Annotated in this window: 17 protein-coding genes; all 17 read left to right on the plus strand. The window is 42.4% G+C overall.

Going from position 1 to position 16,019, the window contains the following annotated elements:
* Positions 1–54: 54 nt before the first annotated feature.
* Positions 55–516: a transcriptional regulator AsnC gene (asnC, locus tag EAE90_RS21225; RefSeq protein ID WP_214055183.1), complete on the plus strand. Its 462-nt coding sequence runs from the start codon at positions 55–57 to the stop codon at positions 514–516.
* Positions 517–607: 91 nt separating this feature from the next.
* Positions 608–1,048: an FMN-binding protein MioC gene (gene mioC, locus EAE90_RS21230; protein WP_214055184.1), complete on the plus strand. Its 441-nt coding sequence runs from the start codon at positions 608–610 to the stop codon at positions 1,046–1,048.
* 380 nt (positions 1,049–1,428) lie between these two features.
* Entirely contained in the window at positions 1,429–3,318 is a 1,890-nt protein-coding gene (gene mnmG, locus EAE90_RS21235) for a tRNA uridine-5-carboxymethylaminomethyl(34) synthesis enzyme MnmG (protein ID WP_214055185.1), read from the plus strand.
* A gap of 13 nt (positions 3,319–3,331) precedes the next feature.
* Complete coding sequence (gene rsmG, locus EAE90_RS21240; RefSeq protein ID WP_214055186.1) at positions 3,332–3,952, plus strand: 16S rRNA (guanine(527)-N(7))-methyltransferase RsmG; 621 nt, start codon at positions 3,332–3,334, stop codon at positions 3,950–3,952.
* A gap of 610 nt (positions 3,953–4,562) precedes the next feature.
* Complete coding sequence (gene atpI / locus EAE90_RS21245; protein ID WP_214055187.1) at positions 4,563–4,940, plus strand: F0F1 ATP synthase subunit I; 378 nt, start codon at positions 4,563–4,565, stop codon at positions 4,938–4,940.
* 30 nt (positions 4,941–4,970) lie between these two features.
* On the plus strand, positions 4,971–5,795 hold the full coding sequence (gene atpB, locus EAE90_RS21250) for a F0F1 ATP synthase subunit A (RefSeq protein WP_214055188.1): 825 nt from the start codon (positions 4,971–4,973) through the stop codon (positions 5,793–5,795).
* Between the two features lie 52 nt (positions 5,796–5,847).
* Positions 5,848–6,087, plus strand: a complete 240-nt coding sequence (gene atpE / locus EAE90_RS21255; protein WP_000429386.1) for a F0F1 ATP synthase subunit C — start codon at positions 5,848–5,850, stop codon at positions 6,085–6,087.
* 58 nt (positions 6,088–6,145) lie between these two features.
* A complete protein-coding gene (atpF, locus tag EAE90_RS21260; protein ID WP_214055189.1) occupies positions 6,146–6,616 on the plus strand; it encodes a F0F1 ATP synthase subunit B in 471 nt (156 codons plus the stop codon).
* Between the two features lie 12 nt (positions 6,617–6,628).
* Positions 6,629–7,162, plus strand: coding sequence for a F0F1 ATP synthase subunit delta (atpH, locus tag EAE90_RS21265; RefSeq protein WP_046396704.1), 534 nt, complete (start codon positions 6,629–6,631; stop codon positions 7,160–7,162).
* A 14-nt stretch (positions 7,163–7,176) separates the two neighbouring features.
* On the plus strand, positions 7,177–8,718 hold the full coding sequence (gene atpA, locus EAE90_RS21270; protein ID WP_036782024.1) for a F0F1 ATP synthase subunit alpha: 1,542 nt from the start codon (positions 7,177–7,179) through the stop codon (positions 8,716–8,718).
* A 58-nt stretch (positions 8,719–8,776) separates the two neighbouring features.
* Positions 8,777–9,640, plus strand: coding sequence for a F0F1 ATP synthase subunit gamma (gene atpG, locus EAE90_RS21275; RefSeq protein WP_036782022.1), 864 nt, complete (start codon positions 8,777–8,779; stop codon positions 9,638–9,640).
* Between the two features lie 34 nt (positions 9,641–9,674).
* The gene (atpD, locus tag EAE90_RS21280) at positions 9,675–11,057 is read left to right on the plus strand and encodes a F0F1 ATP synthase subunit beta (protein WP_046974581.1); all 1,383 of its coding nucleotides are present in this window, start codon (positions 9,675–9,677) and stop codon (positions 11,055–11,057) included.
* Positions 11,058–11,078: 21 nt separating this feature from the next.
* Positions 11,079–11,501, plus strand: coding sequence for a F0F1 ATP synthase subunit epsilon (locus tag EAE90_RS21285; protein ID WP_011144452.1), 423 nt, complete (start codon positions 11,079–11,081; stop codon positions 11,499–11,501).
* A gap of 129 nt (positions 11,502–11,630) precedes the next feature.
* Positions 11,631–13,004 (plus strand): bifunctional UDP-N-acetylglucosamine diphosphorylase/glucosamine-1-phosphate N-acetyltransferase GlmU, encoded by a 1,374-nt coding sequence (gene glmU, locus EAE90_RS21290; protein WP_214055190.1) that lies wholly within the window; start codon positions 11,631–11,633, stop codon positions 13,002–13,004.
* Between the two features lie 107 nt (positions 13,005–13,111).
* Positions 13,112–14,941, plus strand: a complete 1,830-nt coding sequence (glmS, locus tag EAE90_RS21295; protein ID WP_214055191.1) for a glutamine--fructose-6-phosphate transaminase (isomerizing) — start codon at positions 13,112–13,114, stop codon at positions 14,939–14,941.
* Positions 14,942–15,087: 146 nt separating this feature from the next.
* Positions 15,088–15,342, plus strand: a complete 255-nt coding sequence (locus EAE90_RS21300) for a type B 50S ribosomal protein L31 (RefSeq protein ID WP_214055192.1) — start codon at positions 15,088–15,090, stop codon at positions 15,340–15,342.
* A gap of 19 nt (positions 15,343–15,361) precedes the next feature.
* Positions 15,362–15,502: a type B 50S ribosomal protein L36 gene (gene ykgO, locus EAE90_RS21305; protein ID WP_012776225.1), complete on the plus strand. Its 141-nt coding sequence runs from the start codon at positions 15,362–15,364 to the stop codon at positions 15,500–15,502.
* The last annotated feature ends 517 nt before the right edge of the window (positions 15,503–16,019 follow it).

Genomic DNA, 16,019 nt, shown 5'->3' on the forward strand with positions numbered 1-16,019 from the left:
AAATTCATTTTTTAGATGTTAAAAATGAAAATTCATTAAAAAATAGGGCTAAAAATGGCAGAAATTTATCAGATCGACAATTTAGACCGTGACATACTTCACGCTTTAATGGACAACGCACGTACACCTTATGCCGAACTAGCAAAGAAATTTGCGGTCAGCCCAGGAACAATTCACGTTCGTGTGGAAAAAATGAAGCAAGCAGGAATCATCACCGGTACCAGAGTAGATATCAGCGCGAAACAACTTGGTTATGATGTGTGTTGCTTTATTGGCATTATTCTTAAGAGTGCCAAAGATTATCCATCAGCCCTGAAAAAACTAGATAACCTGAATGAAGTGGTTGAGGTTTACTACACAACAGGCCACTACAGCATCTTTATTAAAGTTATGTGCCGTTCAATTGAATCCCTTCAAGATGTACTTATCAACAAAATACAAACTATCGATGAAATTCAATCAACAGAAACCCTGATCTCCTTACAAAATCCGATCATGCGAACAATCAAGCCATAAAATAAAATTTGTTATAACCACATTATCCACAGGTAGATCCCAACAGATTCACAGCGTACAATAGCGGCTCTTGAAATCTGTTGGGATCACTATGGCCACTATTACTTTAATCAGCGGTAGCACAATGGGCAGTGCTGAATACGTAGCTGAGCATATGGCTGAAATTTTGGAAGATGTTGGTTTTTCTACTGAAATGCTACATGGCCCCTCTTTAGATGAACTTCCTCAGGAAGGGATCTGGCTAATCGTTACATCCACACATGGAGCAGGGGAATTGCCAGAAAATATACAGCCATTGGCAGCAGAAATTTCTGAACAAAAACCTGATCTCAGCAAGGTAACGTTTGGCGCTGTTGGCCTTGGTAGTTCCGAATACGATACTTTTTGCGGGGCAATAAGATCATTTGACCAATTATTAATAGAAAACGGAGCTAAACGCCTCGGTGATCGTCTGGAAATTGATATCCAACAACATGAGATCCCCGAAGATCCCGCGGAAAAATGGGTTAAAGATTGGGCAAAGTTACTCTAAAAAGAACAAAAAAACAGCAAACGATTGTGGATAACTTATCTAAAAAGCCGGGGTTAACCCGTAGTTATCCATAGTATAACTATCTGGTAATGATCACCTTGTGAATAACCACCGATTTAGATCCCAGTTTATACCTTGTGGGATCACGGATCATTCACAACAAATGATCCTTTACAGCTTTATGATCTTTCTAAGAAAAAATAACTTATCCACAAAAGATCATGATCCTAATAAAAGATCTAATAAACAGATCTTTAAATAAAAAAGATCTTCTTTTAATTACCGGCGATCTCACCCACTTGGTCTATCGCCAAAACTTGAGTAGAATCCTCTTCCCCTAATGCAACACTGAGCATTTTTATAACTAAAGGTTCATCACCATGTTTTATCCAGAACAATTTGACGTCATCATTATCGGTGGTGGTCATACCGGTACCGAAGCTGCTATGGCAGCCGCTCGTATGGGCCGTCAAACCTTATTACTGACCCACAATATTGACACTTTGGGCCAAATGTCATGTAACCCAGCTATTGGTGGGATCGGTAAAGGACATCTGGTTAAAGAGATTGATGCACTTGGCGGTTTAATGGCCAAAGCGACCGACCAAGCCGGTATTCAATTTAGAACTTTGAATGCCAGTAAAGGGCCAGCGGTTCGTGCAACACGTGCTCAAGCAGATAGGGTTCTCTACCGTCAAGCTGTACGTACGGCATTGGAGAATCAACCTAATCTGATGATCTTCCAACAACCTGTGGAAGATCTCATCGTTGAAAATGACACAGTTACCGGCGCAGTAACACGTATGGGCCTTAAGTTCAGAGCCAAAGCAGTTGTTCTAACCGTAGGAACATTTCTTGACGGTAAGATCCACATTGGTCTGGAAAATTATAGTGGTGGGAGAGCTGGTGATCCTCCTGCAATTTCGCTGGCACAGCGCTTACGTGAGTTGCCTTTACGTGTAAACAGATTAAAAACAGGAACACCACCACGTATTGATGCCAGAACTATTGATTTTAACCAGTTAACACAGCAACTAGGTGATAATCCAACACCAGTATTCTCTTTCCTTGGAAATGTGAAACAACATCCACAACAAATACCGTGTTACATCACTCATACTAATGAAAAAACTCACGATGTGATCCGCAATAATCTGGATCGTAGCCCAATGTATGCAGGGATCATTGAAGGGATCGGCCCACGCTATTGTCCTTCAATCGAAGATAAAGTCATGCGCTTTGCGGATCGTAACGCTCACCAGATCTTCCTTGAGCCCGAAGGACTAACCAGTAATGAAATCTACCCAAATGGTATTTCTACCAGCTTACCATTTGATGTACAGATGCAAATTGTTCACTCCATGAAAGGAATGGAAAATGCTCGCATTATTCGTCCTGGCTATGCAATAGAATATGATTTCTTTGATCCAAGGGATCTAAAACAAACATTAGAAAGTAAATTTATCCACGGTCTATTCTTTGCTGGACAGATCAACGGCACTACGGGTTATGAAGAAGCTGCTGCTCAAGGACTTCTGGCTGGCCTTAATGCAGCTTGTTACGCTTCAGAAGAAGAAGGTTGGTTCCCTCGTCGTGATCAAGCTTATATTGGCGTTCTAGTTGACGATTTATGTACTTTAGGAACTAAAGAGCCATACCGTATGTTTACCTCTCGAGCTGAGTATCGCTTGATGTTACGTGAAGACAATGCAGACCTGCGCTTAACAGAAAAAGGCCGCGAGTTAGGGTTGGTAGATAATTTACGTTGGGAACATTATTGCCGTAAAGTAGAAATGATTGAACAGGAACGTCAGCGTTTGCGTAATATTTGGATTCACCCTAATTCAAATAATCTTGATGATATTAACAATATATTAAAAATGCCATTATCGAAAGAAGCCAATGGTGAAGATCTATTACGCCGTCCTGAAATGAATTATGAACTTTTAACCTCATTGCCCCTGTTTTCTCCAGGTCTTGAAGAACCACAAGCCGCAGATCAGGTTGAAATTCAAGTCAAATATGAAGGATATATTGCCCGCCAGCAGGAAGAAATCGAAAAACAGCTACGTAATGAGAACACATCATTACCGGTTGATCTCGATTACCGCCAAATCAGCGGTCTTTCTAATGAAGTTGTCGCTAAGCTTAATGATCATAAACCAAGCTCAATCGGTCAGGCTTCGCGTATTTCAGGGATAACGCCTGCTGCAATTTCAATTTTACTTGTATGGCTGAAAAAACAAGGCTTGCTGCGCCGCAGCGCCTGAGAGGATTTTTATTGTGCTTAACAAACTAGAATTGTTGCTGACCAAAGCAAGAATAGAACTGTCGCTACAGCAGAAACAGCAGCTTGTAGCTTATGTTGATATGCTCAATAAGTGGAATAAGGCTTACAATCTCACGTCAGTACGTGATCCTGAACAAATGCTAGTGCGTCATATCATGGACAGCATTGTCGTTAGCTCTCATCTGCAAGGCCATCGTTTTATTGATGTAGGCACAGGCCCGGGATTACCGGGTATTCCGTTAGCTATTGTCTGTCCAGATTCTCATTTCACATTGCTGGATAGTTTAGGTAAGAGAGTGAGATTTTTGCGTCAGGTTCAGCATGAACTTGATTTGGTAAATATCGAACCAGTGCAAAGTAGGGTTGAAGCGTATTCTTCTGAACCACCTTTTGATGGAGTAATAAGCCGTGCTTTTGCTTCGTTACAAGATATGGTCTCTTGGTGCAGTCATTTGCCTGAACCTATTCATGGGCGTTTCTATGCACTTAAAGGTACGCTTCCAGAAGAAGAGCTGACTATGTTGCCTGTTGGAATTTCTGTTGATTCGGTGATTAAATTAGATGTTCCAGAGTTGGAAGGGCTACGTCATTTGGTTATCCTTAAATCAAACTAATTTTGTTATTTGTCAATAAAGTTATAAATAATTAGTGATGTTGAGCACAATTATACTGTAATCGACATCGTTAATTATGATTTGCCTCGTTTCAGCTTTAATTTACCGAGTTATTACACAAAAATAACGTTATCTTGATATTAAGATAGTTGAACCTTTTAAAATCAAATAAAGCGTTTTTTCATCAAATTCACTTTTTTAAGCTAGACAGAAATTAGTTGGGTGATTTAAATCAATAATATAATCACTCTTTTGTATGAAATTAAATTAAAGAATTGATTTTATTATTAATTTGTTTTATTTTTATTTCCTATTAATGTTAAATATAATTAACAATTGAAAAATTTATGTGATTTAAGTCACACTTAACTCTGAAATGTATGAAGTTATTAAAAACAAGAAATCAGCACAATCATTAGCTGGCAATCTGACGCCAAAATAAAAAATTTAAATAATTGTTCACCTTTTCTCTACTTATGGATTGAATTCATTTTGGCGGCCCGTATAATTTGCACGTTTTTGTCACTTGACACTCTTAAGCAAAGGCAGTTTTATACAACATTTAGCAAAACCTGATATGCAAGGCGTGCAAGGGGAGAAAACAAAAGTCATGTCTGTATCCCTTTACAGCGGTAAAATTGCACTGAAGCTGCTTTTTTTGCAGCTAATGACTTTTGTTGTTCTCAGTGTGGCTTTTTGTACCAAAAGTATAGAATGGGGCGCTTCTGCTTTTGCTGGTGGGTTAGCATGTTGGTTGCCTAATGCCATATTCATGCTGTTTGCCAGTTTTCAAAGAGCAAAAGAAGAAGAGGTTCCTGTACGTATTGCATGGTCTTTCGCTGTTGGCGAAGGGTTGAAAGTTATTATTACAATAGCTGTGCTGGTTGTTGCTTTAGGCGTGTTTAAAGCGGCGTTTGCACCACTAGGTTTAACTTATTTAGCGGTGCTGATTGTGCAAATCATCGCACCTGCTGTGATAAACGGTTAGGTTTTCAACAATAAAAGGGTAAGAGGCATCATGTCTGCATCAGGAGAAGTTTCAACTGCAAGGGACTACATAGGCCACCACCTGAATAACCTTCAGTTGGACCTACGTACCTTTGAGTTGGTCGATCCCAACTCTGGTGGTTCTGCAACGTTCTGGACGTTGAACATTGACTCGCTTTTTTTCTCAGTTGTATTAGGGATTTTATTTCTGTATGTATTCAGAAAGGTTGCGGTTAATGCCACCAGTGGCGTACCTGGCAAACTTCAGACTGCTATAGAATTGATCATGGGTTTTGTTGATAACAGCGTTCGTGATATGTATCACGGCAAGAGCAAAGTTATTGCCCCCTTGGCACTGACAGTGTTCGTTTGGGTGTTATTAATGAACGTGATGGACTTACTGCCAATCGATTTTCTCCCTCATATCGGTGAACATGTCTTTGGTTTACCTGCTCTGCGTGTCGTGCCAACAGCAGATGTCAGTATTACCTTGTCGATGGCTATTGGTGTCTTTGTCCTCATTCTCTACTACAGCATTAAGATGAAAGGGATTAGTGGTTTTACCAAAGAGCTGACTTTACAGCCTTTTAATCATCCACTGTTTATTCCAATTAACTTAATTCTGGAGGGAGTCAGCCTGCTTTCAAAACCGGTATCACTCGGTCTGCGACTGTTTGGTAACATGTATGCGGGTGAATTGATCTTTATTCTTATAGCTGGTCTGTTGCCGTGGTGGTCACAGTGGTTACTCAGCCTGCCTTGGGCTATTTTCCACATACTGATTATTACGTTACAAGCCTTTATTTTCATGGTTCTGACGATTGTTTATCTGTCGATGGCGTCTGAAGAACATTAATTTTTACCACAATAACTAACTGTGTTTTAACTGAAACAAACTGGAGACTGTCATGGAAAACCTGAATATGGATCTGCTGTACATGGCTGCCGCTGTAATGATGGGTCTAGCGGCAATCGGTGCTGCGATCGGTATCGGCATCCTCGGAGGTAAATTTTTGGAAGGCGCTGCTCGTCAGCCGGATTTAATCCCTCTGCTGCGTACACAGTTCTTTATCGTTATGGGTCTGGTTGACGCCATCCCAATGATTGCTGTGGGCCTTGGCTTGTACGTAATGTTTGCTGTCGCGTAGTTTGTAGAAATAATCTGAAACTACGTCAACTCATTAATTTTAAAAGAGGTATTGTGCTGTGAATCTTAATGCAACAATCCTCGGCCAGGCCATTGCGTTTGTCCTGTTTGTTATGTTCTGTATGAAGTTCGTATGGCCACCAATCATGGCGGCCATAGAAAAACGTCAAAAAGAAATTGCTGACGGTTTATCTTCTGCGGAACGTGCCAAAAAGGACCTGGACTTAGCGCAAGCCAATGCGACCGACCAAATGAAGAAAGCGAAAGCGGAAGCTCAGGTCATCATTGAACAGGCTAATAAACAAAAAGCCCAGATCCTTGATGATGCAAAAGCGGAAGCTGAGCAGGAACGTAACAGAATCGTAGCGCAAGCTCAGGCAGAAATTGATGCCGAACGTAAGCGTGCTCGGGAAGAGTTGCGTAAGCAGGTCGCTATGTTGGCTATCGCAGGTGCCGAGAAAATCATCGAGCGTTCCGTGGATGAAGCTGCTAATAGCGACATCGTTGATAAACTGGTCGCTGAACTGTAAGGAGGGAGGGGCATGTCTGAATTCGCTACTGTAGCTCGCCCCTACGCCAAAGCAGCTTTTGACTTTGCTGTAGAAAAACAATCGCTTGAACAATGGCAGAATATGCTGGCGTTCACGGCTGAGGTGACTCGTAATGAGCAAGTTGGTGAGCTGCTTTCCGGTTCATTGGCATCGGAAACATTAGCTAATACCTTTATCGCAATTTGCGGTGAACAGGTCGATGAACATGCTCAGAACTTTATTCGTGTTATGGCAGAAAACGGCCGCTTACTGGCGTTGCCGGAAGTTTTGCAACAATTTATTCAATTGCGTGCATCACTTGAATCAACTGTTGATGTTGAAGTAATTTCTGCCGCCGAACTGAGAGAACAACAGCTGGCTAAAATTTCTGTAGCGATGGAAAAACGTCTGTCACGCAAAGTTAAGCTGAATTGCAAAATTGATAAGTCTGTTATTGCTGGTGTGGTTGTCCGCGCGGGTGATTTGGTGATCGATGGCAGTATTCGTGGCCGTTTAGATCGCTTAACAGACGTCTTGCAGTCTTAAGGGGACTGGAGCATATGCAACTGAATTCCACCGAAATCAGCGAACTGATCAAGCAGCGCATTGCTCAGTTCAATGTAGTGAGTGAAGCTCACAATGAAGGTACGATTGTATCCGTTAACGACGGTATCATTCGTATTCACGGTTTAGCCGAAGTTATGCAAGGTGAGATGATCGCCCTGCCTGGCAATCGTTATGCAATCGCATTGAACTTGGAGCGTGACTCCGTAGGTGCGGTTGTAATGGGTCCGTATGCTGACTTAGCCGAAGGCATGAAGGTCAAATGTACTGGCCGTATTCTTGAAGTACCTGTTGGTCGTGGCCTGCTTGGTCGTGTAGTAAACACGCTAGGTGAGCCAATTGATGGTAAAGGCCCTGTTGAGCATGATGGTTTCTCTGCTGTTGAAATGATTGCTCCAGGTGTTATCGACCGTCAATCTGTTGATCAGCCGGTACAAACTGGTTATAAATCCGTTGACGCTATGATCCCCATCGGTCGTGGTCAACGTGAACTGATTATCGGTGACCGTCAGACGGGTAAAACAGCACTGGCTATTGACGCAATCATTAACCAGCGTGACTCAGGCATAAAATGTGTCTATGTCGCAGTTGGTCAGAAAGCCTCTACTATTGCGAACGTTGTTCGTAAATTAGAGGAGCATGGTGCTCTTGCTAATACTATTGTGGTTGTTGCGACTGCTTCAGAATCTGCGGCATTGCAATATCTGGCGCCATATTCGGGTTGTGCAATGGGCGAATACTTCCGTGATCGCGGTGAAGATGCGCTGATTGTTTACGATGATTTGTCTAAGCAAGCTGTAGCTTATCGTCAAATTTCTCTGTTGCTCCGTCGTCCGCCAGGACGTGAAGCATTCCCAGGCGACGTTTTCTATCTGCACTCTCGTTTGCTGGAACGTGCTGCACGTGTCAATGCTGAATATGTAGAAAAATTCACTAATGGAGAGGTGAAAGGTAAAACCGGTTCTCTGACGGCCCTGCCTATCATTGAAACTCAGGCAGGTGACGTATCAGCATTCGTACCAACAAACGTTATTTCAATTACTGATGGTCAGATTTTCTTGGAATCTAGTTTGTTCAATGCGGGTATTCGTCCAGCAGTTAACCCAGGGATTTCCGTATCTCGTGTAGGTGGTGCTGCTCAGACTAAAATCGTTAAGAAATTGTCTGGGGGCATTCGTACTGCTCTGGCTCAATATCGCGAACTGGCAGCATTTTCTCAGTTTGCTTCTGACCTTGATGATGCAACTCGTAAGCAGTTGGATCATGGTCAAAAAGTAACTGAATTGCTGAAACAGAAACAGTATGCTCCAATGTCTGTTGCACAACAGTCGTTGTCTCTGTTTTCTGCAGAACGTGGTTATCTGGAAGATATCGAAATTGCTAAGGTTATTGATTTCGAATCTGCGTTGCTTGCATATGCCAACCGTGAACATGCTGATCTTCTAAAAGAGATTGACCAGTCTGGTGGTTACAATGAAGAGATCGAAGCAAAGCTAAACGCTCTGCTGGATTCCTTCAAGGCAACTCAGTCCTGGTAACACTATTCGGCCCGGTTTAATTAAACATGGGCCGTCTGGTTAATGAGGAGAATCAGGAATGGCCGGCGCAAAAGAGATACGTACCAAGATCGCCAGCGTGCAAAACACGCAAAAAATCACTAAAGCGATGGAGATGGTTGCCGCGTCCAAAATGCGTAAAACGCAGGATCGCATGGCGGCCAGCCGTCCTTATGCAGACACCATACGCAGTGTGATTGGTCACCTTGCGTTAGGTAATCTGGAATATAAACATCCATACCTTGAAGAGCGTGAAACCAAACGTGTTGGGTATCTGGTTGTTTCTACCGATCGTGGCTTGTGCGGTGGTTTGAACACTAATCTGTTCAAAAAACTGCTTTCAGAAATGAAAGACTGGTCTGATAAAGGTGTCCAGTGTGATCTGGCGCTTATCGGCTCTAAGGCTACCTCTTTCTTTGCTTCTGTTGGGGGCAACGTTGTTGCTCAGGTAACAGGCATGGGAGATAACCCTTCACTATCCGAATTGATCGGGCCAGTGAATATCATGCTGCGGGCATACGATGAGGGGCGTCTGGATAAATTGTATGTGGTGACAAACAAGTTCATCAATACAATGTCCCAGGAACCGACTATTACTCAGTTATTGCCTCTGCCTGCCGGAGATGATGAGACACTGAAGAAGAAATCCTGGGATTATTTATACGAACCTGATCCTAAGGCGTTGCTAGATATACTGCTGCGTCGTTATGTAGAATCGCAGGTTTATCAGGGCGTCGTTGAAAACCTGGCTAGTGAACAGGCCGCACGAATGGTGGCGATGAAAGCCGCAACTGATAATGGCGGCAGCCTGATCAAAGAGTTGCAGTTGGTTTATAACAAAGCTCGTCAGGCCAGCATAACTCAGGAGCTGACCGAGATTGTCTCGGGTGCTTCCGCGGTTTAACAGCTAGGTTTATGAATTACGTAGAGGATTCAAGATGGCTACTGGAAAGATTATCCAGGTAATCGGCGCCGTGGTGGACGTCGAATTCCCTCAAGATACCGTACCAAAAGTATACGATGCTCTTGAGGTTCAAAACGGCGAAGCTAAGCTGGTGCTGGAAGTTCAGCAGCAGTTAGGCGGCGGCGTTGTTCGTTGTATTGCAATGGGTACTTCTGATGGCTTAAGCCGTGGTTTAAGTGTCACTGATTTAGGCCACCCAATTGAAGTTCCGGTTGGTAAAGCGACATTGGGCCGTATCATGAACGTATTGGGTGAACCAATCGACATGAAAGGCGACATCGGTGAAGAAGAGCGTTGGGCTATTCATCGTTCGGCTCCAAGCTATGAAGAGTTATCTAACTCTCAAGAACTACTGGAAACCGGTATTAAGGTAATGGACCTGATTTGCCCATTCGCTAAGGGTGGTAAAGTTGGTCTGTTTGGTGGTGCGGGTGTAGGTAAAACCGTAAACATGATGGAGTTGATCCGTAACATTGCGATTGAGCATTCGGGTTACTCGGTATTCGCCGGTGTAGGTGAGCGTACCCGTGAAGGTAACGACTTCTACCACGAAATGACAGACTCTAACGTACTGGATAAAGTATCTCTGGTATATGGTCAGATGAACGAGCCGCCAGGAAACCGTCTGCGTGTTGCGTTGACTGGTCTGACAATGGCTGAAAAGTTCCGTGATGAAGGCCGTGATGTTCTGTTATTTGTCGATAACATCTATCGTTATACCTTGGCTGGTACTGAAGTATCTGCACTGCTTGGTCGTATGCCATCAGCGGTAGGTTATCAGCCAACTCTGGCGGAAGAAATGGGCGTTCTGCAAGAACGTATTACTTCTACCAAAACCGGTTCTATTACCTCCGTACAAGCTGTTTATGTACCGGCGGATGACTTAACTGACCCATCTCCGGCGACAACTTTTGCGCACTTAGATGCAACTGTAGTTTTGAGCCGTCAGATCGCTTCTTTGGGTATTTACCCTGCGGTTGATCCGTTGGATTCTACCAGCCGTCAGCTTGATCCATTGGTTGTTGGTCAGGAGCACTATAACGTTGCCCGTGGCGTTCAGTCTATCCTGCAACGTTATCAGGAGCTGAAAGATATTATCGCTATTCTGGGTATGGATGAACTATCAGAAGACGATAAGCTGGTGGTTGCACGTGCTCGTAAGATCCAGCGCTTCCTGTCTCAGCCATTCTTCGTTGCAGAGGTCTTTACAGGCTCGCCAGGTAAATTCGTTTCCTTGAAAGACACTATCCGTGGCTTTAAAGGTATCCTGAATGGTGACTATGACCACTTGCCAGAACAGGCGTTCTACATGGTTGGCACCATCGAAGAAGCTGTGGAAAAAGCGAAGAAACTTTAATACGGCTGACCGGAGGTTGACATGGCTGCAATGACTTACCATCTGAATGTTGTCAGTGCTGAAAGCCGGATGTTTGAAGGTTTGGTACAGAAAATTCAGGTGACAGGTAGTGAAGGTGAACTGGGTATTTACCCAGGACATGCTCCGCTACTGACTGCCATAAAACCTGGCATGGTACGTATTGTTAAGCAGTTCGGTGAAGAAGAGGTCATTTACCTTTCTGGGGGTATCCTTGAGGTACAACCGAGCGGCGTTATCGTACTGGCTGACACTGCGATCCGTGGTAAAGATTTGGATGAAGCTAAGGCGTTGGAATCTAAGCGTAAAGCTGAAGAACACATCCGTAATTCTCACGGTGATGTTGACTATGCTCAGGCATCTGCTGAATTGTCTAAAGCGATTGCGAAACTTCGTGTAATCGAATTAACAAAAAAAGCAATGTAATACAGGCAGTTAAATAAAAAAGCCAGTTGGTGAAAACTAACTGGCTTTTTTGTATTGCGAAATATGTAGTAATTTATCTCGCAAACAGGTTTACTTTTTTTATCTTAAATTGGAGCTATCAGGTTTCTTATGTCTAACAGTGCAAAAAGTGTTGTGATCCTTGCCGCGGGTAAAGGAACCCGCATGTACTCTGATCTCCCTAAAGTGCTGCACTTGCTGGCCGGTAAACCTATGGTTCAGCATGTGATTGATACTGCAATGGCGTTGGGCGCTAAAAATGTTCACCTAGTTTATGGACATGGTAGTGACCTGATGAAGCAAACCCTTTCTGATCAAACACTGAATTGGGTATTACAAGCAGAGCAGTTAGGGACTGGTCATGCAATGCAGCAGGCAGCACCATATTTCGCTGATGATGAAGATATTTTAATATTGTATGGTGACGTACCTCTTATTGGTACAGATACCCTTGGACGCTTGCTCGCGGTTAAACCTGACGGCGGTATAGGTTTATTAACAGCAATTTTAGATAATCCAACTGGTTACGGTCGTATTGTTCGTGAAAACGGAGAAGTAACTGGCATCGTTGAGCAAAAAGACGCGACTGAAGATCAACGTAAAATTAATGAAATAAATACAGGTATTCTGGTTGCTAATGGTGGTGATTTAAAACGTTGGTTGTCTCAATTGGATAACAATAATGTTCAGGGTGAATATTACCTTACTGATGTGATTGCGCTAGCTTATAAAGAAGGCCGAAAAATTGAAGCGGTGCACCCAACTCGCTTGAGTGAAATGGAAGGTGTAAATAACCGCCTTCAACTTTCCGCTCTTGAGCGTATTTATCAATCTGAGCAAGCGGAACAATTACTGCTAGCTGGTGTTATGTTGTTGGATCCTGCTCGTTTTGATTTACGTGGCACATTAATTCATGGCCGTGATGTGGTTATTGATACTAATGTCATTATTGAGGGTAATGTAACCCTTGGTAATAACGTACAGATTGGTACGGGTTGTGTGTTGAAGAATTGTATTATTGGTGATGATTCTATTATAAGCCCTTATACAATTGTTGAAGATTCTGAAATGGAAACTGGTTGTACTGTTGGGCCTTTTGCTCGTTTGCGTCCCGGCTCTAAACTCGCTGAAAAAGCCCATGTAGGGAATTTCGTTGAGATGAAAAAATCTTATCTGGGTAAAGGTTCTAAAGCTGGACATTTGACCTATCTTGGCGACGCAGACATTGGTCGTGATGTAAATATTGGTGCAGGTACTATTACCTGTAACTATGATGGCGCTAATAAATTTAAAACTACTATTGGTGATGATGTTTTTGTTGGCTCTGATACTCAGCTTGTTGCTCCGGTGACGGTTGCTAAAGGCGCTACAATCGGAGCAGGAACAACAGTGACAAAAAACATAGCTGAAAATGAACTGGTAGTAAGTAGAGCTAAACAAACGCATATTCAGGGGTGGAAACGCCCTGTGAAAGAAAAAAAATAAAATAATAATCCCCACTCTACAGGCTCGGGGACCGGAAAAACCGGAAAACAATCAGGCTCTTGACATATAAAGGGCTTTCATCAGCCCTATTTTTAGGAATAAAACTGATGTGTGGAATTGTTGGTGCAGTAGCACAACGAGATATTGCAGAAATCCTGATTGAAGGATTGCGTCGTTTGGAATACCGTGGTTACGACTCCGCCGGTTTGGCGGTTGTTGATAACGAAAAAAATATGCTCCGTCTGCGTGAAGTCGGTAAGGTACAAGTACTTGCTGATAAGGTTGATAAGCAGCCGGTTCTAGGTGGAACAGGTATTGCTCATACCCGTTGGGCTACACATGGTGAACCAAACGAGAAAAATGCTCACCCTCATGTATCTGATTATATTGCCGTTGTTCACAACGGTATTATTGAAAACTATGAAGAGTTGAGAATTCAATTAATTGAACTTGGTTATCAATTTATCTCGGATACTGATACAGAAGTTATTGCCCACCTTGTTCATTGGGAACAAAAACAAGGTGATAGTTTGTTGGAAGCTATTCAACGAGTTATTCCTCGGCTACGTGGTGCTTATGGTGCAGTCATCATGGATAGCCGTGATCCTGGAACAATAATTGCGGCAAGATCGGGTAGTCCTTTGGTTATAGGTTTGGGCGTTGGAGAAAACTTTCTGGCGTCTGATCAATTGGCTCTACTGCCTGTTACTCGTCGTTTTATCTTCCTTGAGGAAGGGGATATTGCTGAAGTAACTCGTCGTACTGTGCGTATTTTTAATGCTCAAGGCGAACCGGTTGAACGGGAACAGATTGAATCCAATATTCAGTATGATGCTGGTGATAAAGGTGTCTACCGTCACTACATGCAAAAAGAGATCTATGAACAGCCAATGGCAATTAAAAGCACTCTGGAAAGACGCTTGAGTCATGGGCAAGTAGATCTGTCTGAACTTGGTCCAAATGCAGCCAAATTATTATCTAAAGTAGAGCATATTCAGATAGTTGCTTGTGGTACATCCTATAACGCAGGTATGGTTTCCCGTTATTGGTTTGAAGCATTGGCTGGTATTCCTTGTGATGTGGAAATTGCTTCTGAATTCCGTTACCGCAAATCAGCACGCCGTTCAGGAAGCTTACTGATCACATTGTCTCAATCGGGTGAAACCGCAGATACATTAGCAGCACTGCGTTTATCTAAAGAACTTGGCTATCTCACATCATTGACTGTTTGTAACGTAGCAAGTTCTTCTTTAGTACGTGAATCTGATTTTGCTCTGATGACCAAAGCCGGCGCAGAAATTGGTGTTGCTTCAACTAAGGCGTTTACAACTCAGTTGACAGTATTACTGATGCTGGTGGCTTACCTTGGACGTTTGAAAGGTGTTGACGCAGAGCAGGAGCAAGAAATTGTTCATGCATTGCATGCACTGCCAAGCCGTATCGAAAGCATGTTATCGAAAGATAAAATTATTGAGGCTTTGGCGGAAGATTTTTCTGACAAACATCACGCTTTGTTCCTTGGTCGTGGTGATCAATATCCGATTGCGGTTGAAGGCGCTCTGAAATTAAAAGAGATTTCTTATATCCATGCTGAGGCTTATGCTGCTGGTGAATTAAAACATGGCCCACTGGCACTGATTGATGCAGATATGCCGGTTATCATTGTAGCTCCGAACAATGAACTGCTAGAAAAACTGAAATCCAATATCGAAGAAGTACGTGCCCGTGGTGGATTGCTATATGTGTTTGCTGATCAGGATGCGGGTTTTACCGATAGTGAAGGAATGAAGATTATTCCGTTGCCGCATGTTGAAGAGCTGATTGCACCAATATTTTATACTGTGCCGCTGCAACTGCTTTCCTATCATGTTGCTCTGATTAAAGGAACTGATGTCGATCAGCCTCGTAATTTAGCTAAATCCGTGACTGTAGAATAATCGTTTTATAATAAGAAGTTGAAAAAGCCTCTGTACATTAAAAACACAGAGGCTTTTTTTTGAGCTGAGAAAATTTACATTATTTTCTTGCCGATAAAAATAAATCACGCTATTGTAATGTTATATTATTACAATTTGGCGAGATTATGAAACCAGATATCCATCCAAACTACCGGGTAGTTGTATTTCACGATACTAGTGCTAATGCCTACTTTACAATTGGCTCCACGATTCGTACAGAACGGACAATTACCTTGAATGGGGAAGAGTATCCATATGTCACTGTTGATGTGTCATCGGAATCACATCCTTTCTATACAGGTAAACAGAAAACTTTATCTCAGGAAGGCAGTACTGCACGATTCCAGAAAAAATTCGGGCGTTTTATTGGTACTAAATAAATTGAGAGATCATAAATAAATGCAGGTGTTAAGTTCACTTAAAACGGCAAAAACTCGCCACCCGGATTGCAAAATCGTAAGTCGTCGTGGTCGATTATATGTTATTTGTAAATCTAATCCGCGTTTTAAGGCAGTTCAGGGAAAGAAAAAGAAACGCTGATTTCCGATTGCTAATAGATAGAACTCGCAGCTTATAACTGCGAGTTTACTGTCCATATTTAATTTTACTTCTGATTGTCTTGAAAATAACTGACCTAAGCTTTGCTTGGGAATGAAGTTAGCTAATTAAATTTAACATAAATAAAATTTATATTTTATGCAAAATGAGACCTCATTAGTGCTTGTTGTATAGTATAAAATTGAACCTCTAATTAGTTGTTTTTACTAAAAATTTATCTTCCAAAATAGTTCATAATTTGATCTTGTTAACATATTTCTTTATAAACCACTGTTTTGGTCATTTATTGACACTTGAATATAAACAATTTTCACCATATGAGCCCCTGCTTAGCACCAATACGAAACTATTCTCTCGGAAATTTCACGGATAAGTGAGTTTTGAAAAATCTTGGTTTGATAGAAACGGTGAATTTGGCTCAGGGAGCAGTGCCGAATAGCCGGAAAGTGAATGGCAAAGTTCTGACTGAGGATATCAATATTACGTCTCAGGATATCTT

It is taken from the genome of Photorhabdus caribbeanensis, assembly GCF_018448885.1.
Taxonomy (GTDB): Bacteria; Pseudomonadota; Gammaproteobacteria; order Enterobacterales; family Enterobacteriaceae; genus Photorhabdus; species Photorhabdus caribbeanensis.